The sequence below is a fragment of the Streptomyces sp. NPDC048277 genome (genome assembly GCF_040652235.1).
Lineage (GTDB): Bacteria > Actinomycetota > Actinomycetes > Streptomycetales > Streptomycetaceae > Streptomyces.
Genome location: NZ_JBEZLQ010000020.1, coordinates 152,661 through 172,092, shown reverse-complemented (window position 1 = coordinate 172,092; position 19,432 = coordinate 152,661). Strand labels below are relative to the sequence as shown.

The 19,432-nt window shown below is 71.8% G+C and carries 13 protein-coding genes; 8 read left to right on the top strand and 5 right to left on the bottom strand.

All coding sequences use genetic code 11. The features are described 5' to 3' along the window. Positions 1-5: 5 nt before the first annotated feature. Positions 6-1,406 (bottom strand): glutamate decarboxylase, encoded by a 1,401-nt coding sequence (locus AB0D85_RS35825; RefSeq protein ID WP_362329505.1) that lies wholly within the window; start codon positions 1,404-1,406, stop codon positions 6-8. A 179-nt stretch (positions 1,407-1,585) separates the two neighbouring features. Beyond that, positions 1,586-2,572 carry a methyltransferase gene (locus AB0D85_RS35820; protein ID WP_362329502.1) on the bottom strand — a complete coding sequence of 329 codons (987 nt, stop codon included), beginning with the start codon at positions 2,570-2,572 and terminating at the stop codon, positions 1,586-1,588. A gap of 159 nt (positions 2,573-2,731) precedes the next feature. Between AB0D85_RS35820 and AB0D85_RS35815 the strand changes: the two genes are divergently transcribed. From AB0D85_RS35815 to AB0D85_RS35780, 8 genes are all read left to right on the top strand, one after another. Beyond that, a complete protein-coding gene (locus AB0D85_RS35815; RefSeq protein ID WP_362329499.1) occupies positions 2,732-3,256 on the top strand; it encodes a cupin domain-containing protein in 525 nt (174 codons plus the stop codon). A gap of 297 nt (positions 3,257-3,553) precedes the next feature. Then, positions 3,554-4,843: a hypothetical protein gene (locus tag AB0D85_RS35810; RefSeq protein ID WP_362329496.1), complete on the top strand. Its 1,290-nt coding sequence runs from the start codon at positions 3,554-3,556 to the stop codon at positions 4,841-4,843. Between the two features lie 141 nt (positions 4,844-4,984). Then, complete coding sequence (locus AB0D85_RS35805; protein ID WP_362329493.1) at positions 4,985-6,163, top strand: acyl-CoA dehydrogenase family protein; 1,179 nt, start codon at positions 4,985-4,987, stop codon at positions 6,161-6,163. Between the two features lie 9 nt (positions 6,164-6,172). Beyond that, positions 6,173-7,018, top strand: coding sequence for an oxygenase MpaB family protein (locus AB0D85_RS35800; RefSeq protein WP_362329490.1), 846 nt, complete (start codon positions 6,173-6,175; stop codon positions 7,016-7,018). 107 nt (positions 7,019-7,125) lie between these two features. Continuing rightward, the gene (locus AB0D85_RS35795) at positions 7,126-9,354 is read left to right on the top strand and encodes a serine/threonine-protein kinase (protein ID WP_362329487.1); all 2,229 of its coding nucleotides are present in this window, start codon (positions 7,126-7,128) and stop codon (positions 9,352-9,354) included. Positions 9,355-9,470: 116 nt separating this feature from the next. Further along, on the top strand, positions 9,471-11,036 hold the full coding sequence (locus AB0D85_RS35790; RefSeq protein ID WP_362329484.1) for an NAD(P)/FAD-dependent oxidoreductase: 1,566 nt from the start codon (positions 9,471-9,473) through the stop codon (positions 11,034-11,036). A 136-nt stretch (positions 11,037-11,172) separates the two neighbouring features. Continuing rightward, complete coding sequence (locus AB0D85_RS35785) at positions 11,173-12,282, top strand: nitronate monooxygenase family protein (protein ID WP_362329481.1); 1,110 nt, start codon at positions 11,173-11,175, stop codon at positions 12,280-12,282. Beyond that, positions 12,279-13,832, top strand: coding sequence for an acyl-CoA synthetase (locus AB0D85_RS35780; RefSeq protein ID WP_362329478.1), 1,554 nt, complete (start codon positions 12,279-12,281; stop codon positions 13,830-13,832). Before AB0D85_RS35785 ends, AB0D85_RS35780 begins: the two co-directional genes overlap by 4 nt. 15 nt (positions 13,833-13,847) lie before the next feature. Here the strand turns inward: AB0D85_RS35780 and AB0D85_RS35775 are convergent, their stop codons facing one another. From AB0D85_RS35775 to AB0D85_RS35765, 3 genes are all read right to left on the bottom strand, one after another. Continuing rightward, a complete protein-coding gene (locus tag AB0D85_RS35775; protein WP_362329475.1) occupies positions 13,848-16,757 on the bottom strand; it encodes an AAA family ATPase in 2,910 nt (969 codons plus the stop codon). A gap of 188 nt (positions 16,758-16,945) precedes the next feature. Next, positions 16,946-17,929, bottom strand: a complete 984-nt coding sequence (locus AB0D85_RS35770) for a (-)-alpha-amorphene synthase (RefSeq protein ID WP_362329472.1) — start codon at positions 17,927-17,929, stop codon at positions 16,946-16,948. A 7-nt stretch (positions 17,930-17,936) separates the two neighbouring features. Then, complete coding sequence (locus AB0D85_RS35765; RefSeq protein WP_362329469.1) at positions 17,937-19,355, bottom strand: cytochrome P450; 1,419 nt, start codon at positions 19,353-19,355, stop codon at positions 17,937-17,939. Positions 19,356-19,432: the final 77 nt, after the last annotated feature.

Genomic DNA, 19,432 nt, shown 5'->3' with positions numbered 1-19,432 from the left:
CGCGGTCAGACGGCGGCGAGTGGCTCGACCGCCGGTGCGGGTACCGGCCGGCCGGGGCGGAGCTGCCTGGTGATCTCCGTCAGGTCGGCGATGAACATGCCCGCGAGTTCGGCGGTGAACCCGGTACGGACCACCAGACGGAGGACGGAGATGTCCTGGCAGGGGGCGGGGAAGGTGTAGGCGGGCAGCTGCCAGCCGCGGGCGCGCATCGCCTGGGAGATGTCGAAGACCGTCAGGCCCTCGGTGCCGGGAGCCAGCCGGAAGGCGAAGGCGGGCAGTTCGGTGCCGTCCGTGACCAGTTCGTAGGGCGGGATCCCCTGGATGCGCGTGGCGAGGGCACGGGCCGTCGTACGGTTCTGGACGGCCAGGTTCCGCAGCCCCTCGAAGCCGTAGCGCAGGAAGCTGTAGTACTGCGCGACCACATGGGCGCCCGGACGGGAGAAGTTGAGGGTGAAACTGGGGTTGCTGCCGCCCAGGTAGTCGACCTCGAAGACCAGGTCGTCGGGGAGGGCTTCGGCATCGCGCCACAGGGCCCAGCCCAGGCCGGGGAAGACATGCCCGTACTTGTGCCCCGAGGTGTTGATGGAGGCGACCCGTTCGAGCTGGAAGTCCCACATCAGGCCGGGGTCCAGGAACGGCGCCACCATGGCACCGGACGCACCGTCGACGTGCACGGGGATGTCGGTGCCGGTGGCGGCCTGGTAGCCGTCCAGGGCCATGCAGATGTCGGCGACGGGCTCGTAGGAGCCGTCGAAGGTCGAGCCGAGGACGGTCACGACACCGATGGTGTTGTCGTCGCAGTAGGCGGTGAGCGTGTCGGGCGTGAGGTGGTAGCGGCCGGGCTCCATCGGGACGTAACGCGGCTCGACCTCGAAGTAGTTGGCGAACTTCTTCCAGCACACCTGGACGTTCGCGCCCATCACCAGGTTCGGGCGCCCGGTGTCCTTGCCCTGGGCCCGCCGGCGGTCCTGCCAGCGGCGCTTGAGCGCGAGGCCGCCGAGCATGGCCGCCTCGCTGGAGCCGGTGGTGGAGCAGCCGCGGACCCGCTCGGGGCGCGGCGCGTGCCAGAGCCGGGCGAGCATCCGTACGCAGCGTTCCTCCATCGCGGTGATCTGCGGGTACTCGGCGCGGTCCGCGAGGTTCTTCTCCGCGGTGTCCGCCATCAACTGCCGTGCCTGCGGTTCCATCCAGGTCGTCACGAAGGTGGCGAGGTTGAGCCGCGCGTTGCCGTCGAGCATCAGCTCGTCGCGCACCCGCCGCAGCACCAGGTCGGGCGACGAAGCCGACTCGGGCAGTTCGTCGACCGGCAGCAGGAGACCGGTGCCGGTGGGCGTGGTCAGGGTGTCGAACTCGGACGCGGACATGACGTCGGTAGCGGACACGACGTCGGTATTCGGGATGGGCATGCGTGCCTCGGTGCTTTCTGGTGCGTGTGGCCCCCGTGCACTTCGACGCTAGATCGCCAAGCGGTCCGACATGTCTGCCGATTACACCGATCCGGTGATCGGTTTGCGCACTGATGAACTGAATTTTCCCTCGCATATACAGGGCGGTGCCGCGCCGCGGACGCGGGTGCCCCGGCGCATCAGATCGCCTTCGCCTCGGCGATGCGCAGGGCGCCCGAGGTCTCCGTCATGCCGGTGAGGCGGAAGCCGCCGTCTTCGAGGAGCACGGACAGCTCGCCCTCGGTGCGCTCCCGGCCCCGGGTCAGGGCGAGCATCATGACGTCCATCGCCAGCGCCGCCGGGGACGGCCGCTCGTCGGGCAGGACGTTCTCGACGACGAGCAGGGTGGCTCCGGCGGCGGCCGCCTTCCGGATCGTGGCGAGGATCCGCGCCGCCCGTTCGTCGTCCCAGTTGTGCAGGACGTGCATCAGGGCGTAGGCGTCGGCGGCCGGCACCGAGTCGAAGAAGTCCCCGGCCCGCAGCGCCAGGCGCGGGCTGTCGGGGAAGTCCAGGGCCTCGATGACGCCCGGCTGGTCGAACAGGATGCCCTCGGCGGCGGGCGCACGGTCCAGGATGCCGCGGAGCAGCTGCCCACGGCCGCCGCCTATGTCGACGATCACGCCGAACGACGTGAAGTCGTACGCCCCGACGACCGCCGGGACGTCGGCGGCCGACTTGGCGGACATGGCGTGGTTGAAGATCTCGGCGTCGTCGGGCCGGTCGTGCAGGTAGGTCCAGAGCCCGCCGGGTGCGAGCACCTCGATGGCCGGCTCCCCGGTCATCACGGTGTGCCGGAGCAGCGTGAGACTGTCCAGCTGGATCGGCAGACCCATCATGCGGAGCCGTGGACGCGCGCTCTTCGGATGGTCACCGCGCAGCACCCGGGACGCGGGGGTGTGCGCGTACCCGCCGTCCCGTTCCTCGAAGACGCCGTACGCGGTGAGCAGCCGCAGGACCCGGTCGAGCGTGCGGGGGTCTGCGCCGGAGCCGGCCGCGAGCCTGCCGACGGGTACGGGTCCGTCGTCGACGAGGTCGGCGACGCCGAGCTCGGCGACGACCTGGAGGCAGCGGGCCGGGTACGCGCCGTAGGTGAGCGCGTGAATCGTCTCGTGGGCTCGCTGTGTCATGACGGGAAAGCTAGTACCCCGCTGCCGGCACCGGCAGGGAATTGGTGGGACGCCGACCGATGCCAGGCATCGTGAACGCCCATTTCCGCCGCGCCGCCGGGCTGCTTAGCGTGACACGAGTTCCACGCCGGCCCGAAGTCCCACAGGAGGAGCGCCTTCATGAGCCAGCCGCCGCGCCGGATCGTCACCGGGCACGACGAGACGGGCGTCTCCGTGTTCCTCTCCGACGGCCCGCCGCCCGTGATCCGTACCGCTCCGGACGGCGCCGCCTTCTACGAGATGTGGAACACCGACTCCGTACCGGCCCCCGTCGCGGCGCACGAGCCCGAGCCGACGGAGCGTGACCTGACCGTGCCGCCGGCCCCCGGTGGCACCAAGATCCGCGTCAACGAGTTCCCGCCGGGCTGTGTCTCCCCGATGCACCGGACGCAGACCGTGGACTACGGCATCGTCCTGGACGGCGAGGTCGTCCTCGTCCTCGACGACTCCGAACGGGTGCTGCGCGCCGGGGACGTGGTGATCCAGCGCGGTACCGACCACCGCTGGGAGAACCGCACGGACACGGTGGCCCGGATGGCGTTCATCCTCGTGGACGGCGTCTTCAGCGAACCGCTGCTGAAGGTGCTGGGCGCCGAAGTGCTCGGCTCCCTCCACGGCAGCCCGCTGGCCCCCGGTCAGGCGTGACCGCCGGCCGACCGTACTCCCTGGCCGAACGGCCCGTTCCGCACGCGGTATGGCAGCCATACCGGAGATCGATCCACCCGTCGCGTCAGGTCCGTTGAACCCTGACCTCGGCTTCGGGAGAGTCTCCGGCAGTCCGCCGAGCCACCGGTACGGCAGCGAGTCGTGCCGGTCCGGTGTCGGCGCGTCCGGCTGTCCCCGGCCGGGCCCGCAGCCCGCGCACCCGTGTTCCGCCGCCGTACCCGCACCCGTGCGCAAGGCCGCCGTCGGGCCCGCCCCCAACTCCTTGGAAGGGCACACATGATGGCACCCCGCACCTCGTCCCGGACCTCCCGGAGACTCGCCCTGGCCGCCGTACCGGCGGTCTCCGCGCTGCTGCTCGGTCTCACCGCCGCCCCCGCGTCGGCCGGTGCGGCACGCGGCGCGGAGTGCGGCCCGTCCGCGGACGGCGCGTCGGCGTACGCGCAGAGCGAGGGCACGGTGTACGAGGACCACACCGCGTTCGCGTCCGCCACGAGCGACGAGTCGGCGGTCCTGGTCACCGGCGGTGAGCTGTTCCTGCGGCACTCCACCGTCGCCAAGACCGGCGACAGCTCCGACGCCCAGACCAGCAGCTTCACCGGCCTCAACGCCGGTGTCCTGGCGAACAACGGCGGCGCCGTCCACCTGGACCACACCTCCGTGACCACCAACGGGCTCGGTGCGAACGGGGTGTTCGCCACCGGAGCGGCCAGTGTCCTGACGATGACCGGCTGTTCGATCACCACGACCGGCCAGGGCGCGCACGGCGCCGACGCCACGCACGGCGCCACCCTCTCGCTGCGCGACGTCGACGTCTCCACACACGGCACCAGTTCCTCCGCCATCGCCACCGACCAGGGCGGCGGAACCGTCGACGTCCGCGGCGGACACATCGTCGGCGACGGCGAACGCACCGCCGGCATCTACTCCACCGGCGACATCACCGTGCACGGCGCCGACGTGACCTCCGTCCAGGACAAGGGCGCCGTCATCGACGGCGCCAACTCCATCACCCTCGACCACGCCCGACTCACCGGCGCGCTGGGCGGGTTCATGCTCTGGAACACCCTGCCGTTCCGCGAGGGGATCGACACGGTCAAGGTCGACGGCGGCGCGGTGACCGCCGAGTCCGGCGACCTCTTCTACGTCACCAACACCGAGTCCGACATCACCGTCGGCGACGGCGCCCGGCTCGTGCACCCGGACGGCGCCCTGGTGAACGCCGACAGGGCGAGCGTCGTCCGCTTCACCGGCGACCGGGTCCGTCTCCACGGCGACATCACGGCGAGCTCGGACAGTTCCGTCGCCGCCACCCTCAAGGACGGCGCGGCCCTGACCGGCACGGTCACCAACGCCGCGCTGACCCTCGACTCCGGCGGGCACTGGACCGTGACCGGCGACTCGGTCCTCACCTCCCTGACCGGAGCGGCGATCCACGGCGACCGGATCACCGACATCGCGGGCAACGGCCACACCGTCACCTACGACGCCTCCCTGGACGCCAACAGCGCGCTGAGCGGCCTCACTTACCGACTGGCGGGCGGCGGCGTCCTGACACCGGCCTCCTGACCCCGGCGTCCTGAAAGGGGTACGGGAGCCGGCCCGTCCGGTGTCGGGCCGGCTCCCGTACCCGCGCCGCCATTCCCAATTTCTGGAACACGTTCTACGGTGTGCGCCGTCAGGACCGCCCTTGGGGAGCCTGGAGGCGCCGTGCACCTCGACCACACGCCCGAGCAGCAGCGGCTGCGCACCGAACTGCGCGCCTACTTCGCCGGCCTGGTGCCGGACAACGCCTACGCCCGCTACGCCGACCCGGCCGCGCAGAAACGCTTCTACCGTGAGACCGTGCGGCGCCTCGGCACGGACGGCTGGCTCGGCGTGGGCTGGCCGAAGGAGTACGGCGGGCGCGGCCTGACCGCGATGGAACAGTTCATCTTCTTCGACGAGGCCGCCCAGGCGGGCGTACCGCTCCCGCTGATGGCGCTGAACACGGTCGGCCCGACGATCATGCAGTACGGCACCGACGAGCAGAAGTCGTACTTCCTGCCCCGCATCCTCTCCGGCGAGATCGACTTCGCCATCGGCTACAGCGAGCCCGACGCCGGCACCGACCTCGCCGCCCTGAAGACCCGGGCCGTACGGGACGGCGACGAGTACGTGGTCGACGGCCAGAAGATCTGGACGACCAACGGCGACACCGCCGACTGGGTCTGGCTCGCCACCCGCACCGACCCCGAGGCCCCGCCCCACAAGGGCATCACCATGCTCCTGGTGCCGACCTCCGACCCCGGCTACTCCTGCACGGTGATCAACACCCTCGCCTCGCACGACACCACCGCCAGCTACTACGAGAACATCCGCGTCCCCGTCTCCCGCCGGGTCGGCGAGGAGAACCGGGGCTGGCGGCTGATCACCAACCAGCTCAACCACGAACGCGTCACCCTCGCCGCCCACGGCACCATGGCGATCCGCGCCCTGCACGACGTACAGCGCTGGGCCACGGAGACCAAGCTCGCCGACGGCCGCCGGGTGATCGACCTGCCCTGGGTGCGCCGCCGCCTCGCGCAGACCCACACCCGCCTCGACGCCATGAAACTGCTGAACTGGCAGATGGTGACCGCCGTCCAGGAGGGCACCCTCACCCCGCAGGACGCCTCCGCCGTCAAGGTCTACGGCTCCGAGACCCGCCGCGACGCCTACGCCTGGCTGATGGAGATCGTCGGCGCGGCGGGCCCGCTGAAGGAGGGCTCGGCCGGTGCCGTGCTCCACGGTGACCTGGAACGCGGCTACCGCTCGGCGGTCATCTTCACCTTCGGCGGCGGCAACAACGAGATCCAGCGGGAGATCATCTCCTGGATCGGACTGGGGATGCCGCGGGTACGGCGCTAGTCTGCGGTCATGGGAGCCGACCCCGGGCTCTTCACCCCGGACTCCGTGACCTGGCAGCTGCACGGCGACCCCATGATGTGGGTCGCCGGCATCCGCGCGCTCTACCTCCAGGCCCTGCACCCGCGCGCGGTGCGCGGTGTCATGGAGAACTCCGACTTCCGGCGCGACGCCTGGGGCCGGCTGATGCGGACCGCGAACTTCGTCGGTACGACGACCTACGGCACCGCCGAGGCCGCCGAGCGGGCCGGGGCCCGGATCCGGAAGATCCACAGCATGCTGGGCGCGACGGACCCGGACACCGGTGAACGGTACGGCGTGGACGAACCCGAGCTGCTGCTGTGGGTGCACTGCGCCGAGATCGGCTCCTATCTGCACGTCCTGCGCCGCTCCGGCTTCCCGCTCACCGACGCCCAGGCCGACCGCTACATCGCCGAACACCGGGTCAGCGCCCGCCTGGTGGGCCTCGACCCGGACGCCGTACCGGGCGACCGGGGCGAGCTGACCGCCTACTTCGAGAAGGTACGACCGCGGCTCGCCGTCGGAGCCGACGCACGCACGGTGGACGACTTCCTGCTCCGCCCGCCGGCCCACCCGCTGCTGATCCCGGCGCGCGAGGTGCTGTGGCGGCGCGTGGCAGGGCTGGCGTACGCCTCTCTGCCGCCGTACGCCCACGAGCTGTACGGCAGACCGGCCCCCGCACCCGCCGTCGTGACCCGCCGACTGCGCGCCACCGGCACCCTGCTGCGCTGTGTTCCCGCACGTCTGCGCTGGCAACTCCCGCCCAAACACATTCTGCGCGCCATGGCGAGGCTCGGTCCCGACGCGCGCCCGGCACCGTACAAAGTCGGGCGATAGGTCGCCATACTGGACGAGTCGGGGGTGTGCGGCACGGCGCGGCCACGCTGTGCCGGTGACCCCCGGGGGAGGGCCGGGCTGGAGGCGACGGGGGGCGACGGCGCGCGATGGCGGACAGCAGGCTGGTCCAGGGGCGGTACCGGCTGCTCGATCTGATCGGGCGGGGCGGGATGGGCGAGGTGTGGCGCGCCCGCGACGAGTCCCTCGGCCGGCAGGTCGCCGTGAAGTGCCTCAAGCCGCTCGGCTCGCACCACGACCAGACCTTCACCCGCGTCCTGCGCGAGCGGTTCCGCCGCGAGGCGAGAGTGGCCGCCTCGCTCTCGCACCGCGGGGTGACCGTCGTCCACGACTTCGGCGAGTACGACGGCGTCCTCTACCTGGTGATGGAACTGCTGGACGGCCGCAACCTCTTCCAGCTCCTGGAGGACAACAGACACCATCCGCTGCCCGTCGGCGACGTCGTCGACATCGCCGAGCAGGTCGCCGCCGCCCTCGCCTACACCCACCAGCAGGGCGTGGTGCACCGGGACCTGAAACCCGCCAACATCATGCGGCTCACCGACGGCACGGTGAAGCTCTGCGACTTCGGCATTGCCCGCCTCGGCCACGACATCGGCCTCACCTCCCGGCTGACCGGCACCGGCATCGCCATGGGCACCCCGCACTACATGTCCCCCGAGCAGATCGGCGGTACCGAGGTCGACCAGCGCAGCGACCTGTACTCCCTGGGCTGTGTGCTGTACGAGATCGCCACCGGGGCACCGCCCTTCGACCTCGAGGACGCCTGGGCGATCCTCGTCGGCCACCGCGACACCCCGCCCGTTCCGCCCCGCGACCACCGCCCCGAACTGCCCGGCTGGTTCGAGAAGGCCGTCCTCGACCTGCTGGCGAAGAGGCCGGACCAACGCCCTTACGACGCGAAGGAGCTGGGGCGCCGGATCACCCTCGGGCGGACGACACCCACCTACGTCCCCACCGTCGTCACCGCGCAGCCCCGGCTCCGGCCCCCGCAGTCCCGCGAGCCCCGGCTGCCGTCCTGGACCCGGGGCATGACCACCGGCCACAAGGCGACCGGCACCACCCTGAGCGCCACCCCGCCCGACCCGGGCGCCGGCCTCACCGGCGAGTGGATCGCCCGCCCGGCCACCGGCGTCGCCGAACCCCCGCCGGCCGTCCCCGCGCCCTCCCAGGAGACCCTCGCCGCCCTCGCCGGCCGCCACAACGCGGGGCTCAGCCTCGGACGCCTCGGACGCTGGGCCGAGGCCGGCGAGGTGCACCGCGGCGTCGCCGCCGAACGCGCCCGGCTCCTCGGCCCCGACCACCCAGACACCCTCGCCAGCCGCTACGAGATCGCGTTCACCCTCAGCCGCACCGGCCGCGCCGCCGACGCCCTGCGCGAGTACACCGCGGTCGCCCGCGCCAGGGAGCGCGTCCTCGGCGCCGACCACCCGGAAACCCTCGCCGCCCGCCAGGAGATGGCCTACGTCCTCGGCCAGTTGGGCCGCCACTTCGACGCCCACCAGGTGTACACGGCCGTACTCGCCGCCCGGCAGCGGCTGACGGGCCCGGACCATCCGGACACCCTGCGCTGCCGCCACAACCTCGCCTTCAACCTCAGCAGACTGGGCCGCCTGGAGGACTCGTACCGCATGGCCCGCGACGTCGCCGTCGCCCGCGCCCGCGTCCTCGGCCCGCAGCACCCCGACACCCTGGTCACCCGCTACGAAGTCGCCTACGCACTGGGCCAGTTGGGCCGCTGGGAGCAAGCCCTCGGGACCTACCGCGAGGTCGCGGAAGCCCGCGCCCGCGCGCTCGGCCCCGACCACCCCGACACCCTCGCCGCCCGCTACGAGGTCGGCATCAGCCTCGGCCGCCTGGGCCGCAGCGCCGACGCGCTCACCCTCTACCGCGCCCTGACAGAGGACCGCACCCGCGTCCAGGGCCCCGCCCACCCCGAGACGCTGCGCGCCCGCCACGGCCTCGGCGTCAACCTCGGCCGCCTGGGCCGCTGGGAGGAGGCCCTCGCGGAATCACGTGACGTGTGCGCCATCCGCGAGCGCGTCCTGGGCCCCGACCACCCCGACACCCTGGTCAGCCGGCGCGAGGTGGCGGTGAGCCTGGGATGGCTGGGACGCTGGGCGGACGCGCTGACGGAGTACCGGCGGGTGGCCGGCGCACGGGAGCGGGTCCTCGGCCCGGACCATCCGGACACCCTGGCCAGCCGCAACGACGAGGCGCACTGCCTGGAGCAGCTGGGGAGGGGCGCGGAGGCGGTGGAGCTCTACCGGAGGGTGGCGGTACTGCGACAGCAGGCGTCACTGAAACGGGCCCCGTGAGGGGCGCGGGGAACTGCGCGAGCAACCACATGCGGCCCGCGCATGCGAACGGCGCCGTCGCGGAGCGAACCGGCAAGCCTCTTACCCCCCTAGATCATCATGTGTTACGAAGAACCATGCCCGCTGCCACCGAATCCCCCCGCACCTACGACGCCGTGATCGTCGGCGGCGGCCACAACGGCCTGGTCGCCGCGGCCTACCTCGCCCGCGCCGGGCGCACCGTACTCGTGCTGGAGCGGCTCGGCCGCACCGGCGGCGCCGCCGTCTCGACCCGCCCCTTCACCGGCGTCGACGCGCGCCTGTCGCGCTACTCCTACCTGGTCAGCCTGCTGCCGAGGAAGATCGTCCGCGACCTCGGCCTGAACTTCCGCGTCCGCGGCCGCACCATCTCGTCGTACACCCCCGTGGAGCGCGACGGCCGGCCGACCGGACTGCTGGTCGGCGGCGGCGAACGGCGGATCCGCGAGGCCTTCGAACGACTGACCGGCGGCAAGGCGGAGTACCAGGCCTGGCAGCGGTTCTACGGCATGACCGGCAAGGTCGCCGAACGCGTCTTCCCGACGCTCACCGAGCCGCTGCCCTCGCGCGAGGAGCTGCGCCGCCGTATCGACGACGAGGAGGCGTGGCGGGCGCTGTTCGAGGAGCCGATCGGGGTCGCGATCGAGGAGAACTTCACGGACGACCTGGTGCGCGGGATCGTCCTCACGGACGCCCTCATCGGCACCTTCGCCGACGCCCACGACGCCTCCCTCCGCCAGAACCGCTGCTTCCTCTACCACGTCATCGGCGGCGGCACGGGCGCCTGGGACGTGCCGGTCGGGGGCATGGGCGCCCTCACCGACGCGCTGGCCGCGGCCGCGCGCTCGGCGGGCGCGGAGCTCGCCACCGGGCACGAGGCGGTACGGATCGAGACGGACGGCCGCAGTGCCGAGGTCTCCTACCGCACGGCCGACGGCGAGGGCGTCGCCGCCGCCCGGCACGTCCTGGTCAACGCGTCCCCGCAGGAACTCGCCGCGCTCACCGGCGACCCGGCCCCGGAGCCCGCCGAGGGCGCCCAGCTCAAGGTGAACATGCTGCTCAAGCGGCTGCCCAGGCTGCGCGACACCGCCGTCGACCCGCGCGAGGCGTTCTCCGGCACCTTCCACATCGCCGAGGGCTACCGGCAACTGGCCACCGCCCACGCCGAGGCGGCGGCCGGCCGGCTCCCCGCCGCCCCGCCCTCGGAGATCTACTGCCACTCCCTGACCGACCCCACGATCCTCGGCCGCGACCTGGTCGCCCGCGGCTACCAGACCCTCACCCTCTTCGGCCTGCACGCCCCCGCCCGGCTCTTCGCCGCCGACAACGACGCCGTACGCGCGCAGCTCCTCAGGTCCACCCTCGCCCAGCTCGACGCCCACCTCGCCGAGCCGATCGTCGACTGCCTCGCCCTCGACGCGGACGGCCGCCCCTGCATCGAGGCGAAGACCCCCCTGGACCTCGAACACGACCTCCGTCTCCCCGGCGGCAACATCTTCCACCGAGACCTCTCCTGGCCCTACGCCCAGGACACCACCGGCCGCTGGGGCGTCGAAACCCGCCACGCCAACGTCCTGCTGTGCGGGGCGGGCGCGGTACGCGGGGGAGGGGTGAGCGGGGTACCGGGGCACAACGCGGCGATGGCGGTGCTGGAGGGCGAGTGACGGGCAACCCGCCTCTCCCGTCCGGGAGTCCGGGTGCCGGGGTCGGCGCGTGACTGATCTCCCCGCCCGGCCAGAAATCTGACGGAGCATCAGAAAACCTCTTCCGTCGGCCGCCCGGCTGCGGCATCCTGCGCCCATGCAGACGGAGCTGAGCAAGACCCTGGGAGTCGAGCACGCCGTCTTCGGCTTCACGCCGTTTCCCGCCGTGGCCGCGGCCATCAGCCGGGCCGGCGGATTCGGAGTGCTCGGCGCGGTCCGCTACACCGACCCCGACGACCTCAAACGCGACCTCGACTGGATCGAGGCGCATGTCGACGGCAAACCGTACGGACTCGACGTCGTCATGCCCGCCAAGAAGGTGGAGGGCGTCAGTGAGGCCGACGTCGAGGCGATGATCCCGGAAGGGCACCGGCAGTTCGTCCGGGACACCCTCGCCAAGTACGGCGTGCCCGGCCTCGCCGAGGGTGAGGCCTCCGGGTGGCGCATCACCGGGTGGATGGAGCAGGTCGCCCGCACCCAGCTCGACGTCGCCTTCGACTACCCGATCCGGCTGCTCGCCAACGCCCTGGGCTCCCCGCCCGCCGATGTCGTCGCCCGCGCCCACGACCGCGACATCCTGGTCGCCGCGCTCGCGGGCAGCGCCCGGCACGCCGTGAAGCACAAGGACGCGGGTATCGACATCGTGGTGGCGCAGGGCTACGAGGCGGGCGGGCACACGGGTGAGATCGCCTCGATGGTCCTCACCCCGGAGGTCGTCGACGCCGTGGCCCCGCTGCCCGTGCTGGCGGCCGGCGGCATCGGCAGCGGGCAACAGGTGGCGGCCGCGCTGAGCCTCGGCGCCCAGGGGGTGTGGCTGGGCTCCATATGGCTGACCGTCACAGAGGCCGATATGTCCTCACCCGCCGTGACCCGCAAACTCCTCGCCGCCGGCTCCGGCGACACCGTCCGCTCCCGCGCCCTGACCGGGAAACCGGCCCGTCAGCTGCGCACCGAGTGGACCGACGCCTGGGACGACCCCAACGGCCCCGGCACCCTCCCCATGCCGCTGCAGGGCCTGCTGGTCGCCGAGGCGCTCACGCGTATCCAGAAGTACGAGGTCGAGCCCCTGCTCGGCACCCCCGTCGGCCAGATCGTCGGCCGTATGACCGGCGAACACAGCGTCCAGGCCGTCTTCGACGACCTCACCCGCGGCTTCGAACAGGCCGTCGACCGGATCAACCGCATCGCCGGAAGGAGCGGCAAGTGACCAGCACGCCCCCCGCCGGATTCTGGGCCCAGGCCACGAGCGACCCCGACCGCACGGTGCTGATCGCACCCGACGGCTCGGAGTGGACCGCCGGCCGTCTGCTCGCGGCCACCAACCGCCTCGTCCACGGACTGCGCGCCGCCGGCCTGGAACGCGGCGACGCCTTCGCGGTCGTCCTGCCCAACGGCATCGAGTTCTTCACCGCGTACCTGGCCGCCACCCAGGCCGGCTTCTACCTCGTCCCCGTCAACCACCACTTCGTCGGCCCGGAGATCGGCTGGATCGTCGCCGACTCCGGGGCGAAGGTGCTGATCGCCCACGAACGGTTCGCCGGTCCCGCCCGCCACGCCGCCGACGAGGCCGGCCTCCCGGCCACCCACCGGTACGCCGTCGGCGAGGTAGAGGGCTTCCGGCCGTACACCGAACTCCTCGACGGACAGCCCGGTTCTGCGCCCGCCGACCGCGAACTCGGCTGGGTCATGAACTACACCTCGGGTACGACGGGACGCCCCCGCGGCATCCGCCGCCCACTGCCCGGGAAGCTCCCCGAGGAGGCCTACCTCGGCGGCTTCCTCGGCATCTTCGGCATCCGGCCCTTCGGCGACAACGTCCACCTGGTCTGCTCGCCGCTCTACCACACCGCCGTACTGCAGTTCGCGGGAGCGTCACTCCACATAGGCCACCGGCTGGTGCTGATGGACAAGTGGACCCCCGAGGAGATGCTCCGCCTGATCGACGCACACAAGTGCACGCACACCCATATGGTCCCCACCCAGTTCCACCGCCTGCTCGCCCTCCCGGAGGATGTGCGCGCACGCTATGACGTCTCCTCCATGCGGCACGCCATCCACGGCGCCGCCCCCTGCCCGGACCACGTCAAGCGGGCGATGCTCGACTGGTGGGGCCCCAGCGTGGAGGAGTACTACGCGGCCAGCGAGGGCGGCGGCGCCTTCGCCACCGCCGAGGACTGGCTGAAGAAGCCCGGTACGGTCGGCAAGGCCTGGCCCATCAGCGAGCTCGCGGTCTTCGACGACGACGGCAACCGGCTGCCCGCGGGCCAACTCGGCACCGTCTACATGAAGATGAACACCGGCGGCTTCTCGTACCACAAGGACGAGGACAAGACGAAGAAGAACCGCATCGGCGACTTCTTCACCGTCGGCGACCTCGGCTACCTGGACGAGGACGGATACCTCTTCCTCCGCGACCGCAAGATCGACATGATCATCTCGGGCGGGGTCAACATCTACCCCGCCGAGATCGAGTCCGTGCTCCTCTCCCATCCCGCCGTCGCCGACGCCGCCGCCTTCGGCATCCCGCACGACGACTGGGGCGAGGAGGTCAAGGCCGTCGTCGAACCCGCCCCCGGACAGGAACCGGGACCGGACCTCGCCGCCGCCCTCCTCGCCCACTGCGCCGAGCAGTTGGCGGGCTACAAGTGCCCCAAGACCGTGGACTTCATCACCGAGATGCCCCGCGACCCCAACGGCAAGCTGTACAAGCGACGGCTGCGGGACCCGTACTGGGAGGGGCGCACCCGGCCGGTGTGACCGGGTCCCGCGTCCTCAGGGGCGCGGGCGGTGACGGGCCTGGAGGAACCCCGCGAGGCCGGCCGCGTCGGTGCCGATCTTGCGGTACACGCGGGACAGCAACTGCCGTACGCCCTGCTCGGTGAGGCGCAGTTCCTTGGCCACCACCGCCACCGGGTGCCCCTGGACGGTCAGTTCCGCGGTGCGCAGCTCCTGCGCGGTCAGTGTGTCCGCCTGCACATAGCGCAGCGGCAGCGGACGCAGCCCGGCCGCCGAGAGCTCCTCCCGGGCCCGGCCGGCGAGCGCCTCGGCCCCGCAGTGGACGGCTCCTTCCAGCCCCTGGTAGAGGCGTTCGGCGGCCTCCTGCAGCCGTCCGTTGCGGGACAGCGCGGCACCGTGGCCGATCTGGGCCCGGGCCAGCTCGTAGGCGGCGGGCGACTGCTCCAGGTGGTCGACGGCCGCCGCGTACAGGCCGACCGCCGACGGCCCGCCGGTCACCTCGGCGAGCGTGTGCAGGGCCTGGCCGACGGCGGAGGCGGCACCGAAGTCCCGCGCGCGCCGTACGGCGTCCTTGGCGTGCTCGACCGCCTCGTCCGGGGCGGTCGGGGCGAGCGCGGAGGCGAGCCGCAGCTTCCACGGGCACCAGGCCGGATTGCGCCAGCCCCGCCCGTCCAGCCAGTCCCCGACCGCGGACAGCAGCCGGGCGGCTTCGGCGTGCCGGCCCTCCGCGAGGAGCAGTTCGGCGTACACGGTGCGCGGGTCGGGATAGATGACCGTGTTGAGGGGGGTCTCGTCGAAGTGGTGCTCGTCGGCGAGCGAGCGCGCTTCGGCGACGCGCCCCCGGGCCAGCAGGGTCTTGACGAGAATGCTCACGCCGAACCACTCGGCGGCCACGACCCCGTCCACCTTGCCGGCGATGCGCAGACCCTCGCGGACGGCGTTCTCGGCCTCGGCCAGCGAGCCGCGGCGGTAGCGGATGTAGCCGGCGATGGTCTGGCCGAAAGCCAGGTGGGAGCCGTGCCAGCCCTTGGCCACGCATTCGGCGATCCCCTGGCCGAACAACTCCTCGGCCCGTTGCGGCTGGTCGCCGTACATGAACACCAGCGCGACGGAGAGGGGTACCTCGAACCCCCGGTTCTCGCCGGTCCAGCTCATCCCGCCGCGCAGTGCTTTCTCGGCATATGCCAGGGAGGTCTGCCTCGGCTCGCCGCGCATGGCCGCGTCCCATGCCCGCAGCCCCAGGATGTAGCGCTCCTCCAGACTGCGGCCGGGCAGCTGTTCGGCCAGACGTGCCAGGGTCCGGGAGCGGGCGGGGGAGTCGTGGTCGTCGGAACGCACCATGCTCCAGACGAACTGATCGGCCTGCATGCGCAGTTTGACGCGTGGATTCGTCGCCTTCCGGGCCTCTTCGGCGGCCACGGTCACGGCCTCCGCCAGCTGGTTCGTGTGGGCCAGAGCCGTCGTCAGCAGGTAGACGACGGAGGCGCGCAGATCGGGGTCGACGTCGGGCTGCGCCAGCGCCTGGCGCAGATGCCGCACCGTGGCCGTGGGCTCGATCAGGAAGGTGGCGCAGGCGAGTTCGTGGAGGACCGCGGCGTGGTCCCGGGGCAGGGGCGGTTCTTGCAGCGCCCGGGTCAGCAGGCGCCGGGCCGCGTCGGTGGCCCCGGCGCGAAGGTAGTCGCGAGCGGCCTCGCGCAGACAGGCGACCGTCTCGGGACGTTCCTCGCAGGGGACTTCCAGCAGATGCCGGGCGGCGGTGGTGGGTCCGTAGCCCGCGGCCAGGAGGGCCTGCGCGGCGGTGTTGTGCAGACCGGTCCGGAAGCCCGTGCGGATGGACCGGTAGATCGTCGTGGCGATGAGGGGGTGAACGAACTCCAGCTCGCCCTCGGGGCCGTGGCCGTAGGCCAGGATCCGGGCCGCGCGCAGTTTCCCGGTCGCCTCCGCGACGGCCTCGTCGCCGAGCACCGAGATGGTCGCGGCGAGCTGGGGCGAGAAGGGCGAACCGAGCACGGCCGCGGTGTGCGCGAAGCGGACGGTCGCGGTGCCGAGCCGTTCCAGACGCTCGATCAGCCCCGGGCCCTTGATGGTCGCGGCGAGCTCGCGCATCGCGGGCAGGTCGTCGTCGGTGCCGCGCAGTTTCCGCTCGGCGAGTCCGATGGCCAGCTCCACCGCCTCGAAGGGGCTGCCACCGGTGGCCGACCAGCATTCCTTGCAGAACGGGTCCTCGGCGGCCTCCCCGATCTCGCTCCTGACGATCCGGGCCACCCCTTCGGGGGTGAGCAGCGCCAGGCTGTGGGGGCGGTCCCCGTGATCTCCCATGAGCCCGCGGAGTTCGCCCGCCTCGGAGGGCAGTTCGTCGGGCCGGTAGGTGACCACGATCAGCAGGGGGAGGTCGTCCACCCGCGGTGCGAAGGAGGCGAGCCAGCTCAGTGACTCGGGGTCCGTCCAGTGCAGATCGTCCAGGAGCAGGACGACGGGAGCCTTCCGCACCGTGAGACGCGTCATGACCCAGTCGAGACCGTCGCGGACGCCGGTCGGGTCCGGCGCGGGGGCGGGCCCCCGCGCTTCGAGACTGAGCACGGCGGCGACGGTGTCGTACCAGCTGCCCAGGAAGGCGTGGAGTTCCGCCTCGTCCATCCTGGCCAGTGAAGGCTGCATCAACTGGCGAACGACGCGGAACGCGGAACCCTGTTCCGCCTCGCCGCCCCTGCCCGACAGCACGGTGAATCCGTGTGCCGCGGCCCGGGCACGGGCTTCCGTGAGCAGTGCCGTCTTGCCCAGTCCGGCCGGTCCGGTGAAGGCGAGCAGGCCTTTTCGCCTTGCCCGCGGTTTGCCGTCAGCGGTGCGTCGCAGCTCCTGGAACGCGGCGTCGAGGGCCTGAAGTTCCTGCCGGCGTTCGATCAACGTCTCCTCGTCCGTGACCGATTGCCGCAGCTCCGTCGCCATGTGCCGTACCGCTTTCTGTCGTTCGGCCTGCGGGACAGCCGAGCGTACGCCCCGGTCAGGTGCGATAGGCCGGATTGAGCACTATAGGGTGAATCATTAACCGGGAAACGGGAGAATGTCCGCGCCGCTGGGTACGAGGCCTGGATGGACGCCTCCGGTGGCGCTGTCCCCGGAGTGCGCCCGGGTCCTTACGGCACGGCGGGGACCGAGGCCACGTCCGAGTAGCGCGGCACGGCGCGGGACCAGTGGTAACACCCCTGGATCCAGCCGGCCATGCCGTCCACATAACCGACGCCGGTGGTGCTCAGCTCCGGTCCGACCCTTTGGCGGAGCCTCTGGAACTCCTCGATCGTGCGGTTGATCTGCTGGACGGCGAGGAGGACGGCAACCTGCAGAGAGCACCGGTGCTCGCGCTGGTACGCCAGGGCCAGGTTGATCATTTCGCCCGCACGCTGTTCCTTCACCGCGGAGAACAGGTCGGCCGTCCACACCGCCGCGTCGGCCGACAGCCGGCCGAGTCGCTGTACGTCGGGGTGGTGGAGTTCGGCAGGGGACATTTCGTGCGGTTGGGCGGCCTCGTACAGCGGGTGGAACGGCTCGACTCCGGCGGTGAGCGACCGTATGGAGGTGCAGTCTCCCGGCCGCAGGGGGAAGGGCTGGGCCTGCGCCACCGCCTCGTACAGCAGACCGTGCACGTATTCACGGCTCTTCCAGGCCCACCGCGCGGCCTGCGCCGGTGTGCACCGTTCGCGGACCTGCCGGTGGAGATCGGCCAGGGCCGCGCCGAGGCGTGTGCCGGGCGGGCGGCCGTCCCGCAGGATCGCGATGCTCTCGCACAGCATCGGCACCAGCAGGCCCGGAGAGCGCCGGCCGACGTCCTCCGCACGGTCGTCGAAGACGAACTGGTAGGCGATCTGATGGGCGACGATCTGGAGCATCCCGGAATCCACGGCGGGGCTGGTGCGGGAGGCGAGCTCGGCAGGGCGAGTACGGGCGATCATCGTCGCCACACCCGGTTCGTCGGTCAGCCCCCACCTCCTCAGCCAGGCGTCGACGCCGGCCGCGGCCTCGGATTCATGAGGGTTGCGCGCGCACGGGAAGGGCATGTGGAGATGGGAGTCGATCAGGTCCCTGAGGCTGGAGTCCCGGGTGACGTTCAGTACACCGGGCATGCTTTCCTCATGTGTTGTCGACAACGTGATCACCTGCCGTTCGGGGTGAAGTGCGACGGGTGGGACGGGCTTCGCACGCCATGACCAGTGATCGCGGCCCCAGGGTGATCGCCGGCCGCGGTGTCCGTGCGACGTACCCGGGCAGGTGGCTCAGACGCCGGCGACCGGCGATGGTCGCGAGCGCGAGGGTGGTCTCCACCATGGCGAACTCGTCGCCGAGGCACTTGCGGCTGCCCACGGCGAACGGCATCATCGCGCGCCGCTGTTCGGCGGTCGGGCACCCGGGCGCCCAGCGACCGGGGTCGAAACGCTCGGGGTCGGGGAACGACGAGGGATCGTGGTGCAGGAGGTAGGGGCTGTAGAGCACGGTGGCCCCCTCGGGCAGCCGGCGCCCGGCGAGTTCGGTCTCCCTGGTGGTGACGCGGGTGAAGAGCCAGCCGGGTGACGAGTGGCGCAGCGTCTCGGAGACGACGGACCGGGTGTAGACGAGGCGCGGCAGATCGTCGGGGCCGGGGCGGCGGCCGTCGGTGAGAACGGTGTCGAGTTCGGCGTGCAGACGGCGTTCCGCCTCCGGATGACCGGCCAGCAGGCTGAAGGCCGCGGCCAGGCACAGTGCCGTGGTCTCGGCGCCCGTGAGCAGCAGGGTGATCAGGTGGTCGTGGATCTCCTGGTCCGTGATCGCCGCCGCTCCGGCGTCACCGCGCCCTGCCGCCAGCAGAGTTCCCAGCACGTCGTCGCGGTCGGCGTCCCGGCGGCGCTGTGCGATCGCCGTGTCGATGACGGCGTGCAGGCGGTCGAGCGCGCGCCGGTAGCGGCGGTTGGCGGGGGTGGGGAGGCGGAACAGGACGTCGACGGGTACGACCGTGCGGACGAAGAGGCCGCGGACGACATCGGAGAGACAGTCCCGCACCTCGGCGGTCGTGGTGTCGTCCAGCGAGTCGGAGAGCAGGACCCGGCTGATCACGCGGGTCGTGAGGGTCATCATCGCCTCGGTGACGGGAACGGCCCGTCCCGCCTGCCAGCCCTCGCACACCGCCTCGGCCTCCTCGGTGACGAGGTCCGTGTACCCGGCGACGTGCGAGGAACGGAAGCCGGGTTGCAGCAGCCGCCGCTTGTCCCGGTGCGTCGGCCGGCGGCAGGTGACGATTCCGTCCCCCATCAGCTTTCCCAGCCTGTCGTAGAGCGGGCCCCCCTTGTCGAAGGTGTGCGGATCCATGAGCACCTCGTGGGTCAGCTCCGGGTGGCACACCATCCAGGCACGCCGGGGGCCAAGGCGTATCTCGACCAGATCCCCGTGCGCGGGCAGAGAATTCAGAAACGCCAGCGGGCGTCGGTACAAGGCGATACCGTGGCCCAGAAGAGGGAATATGCCGGGAGCAGTACCTGTCGTCCACGTTCGTTTTTGTTCAGGCGTAGCACGGTTCATGGGAACCTCCTGCCCGGTGCGCTACGTGTCCTGCCCAATTGAACGGAGTTCGGGTTTCCGGAAACCTTTCTCCAAAG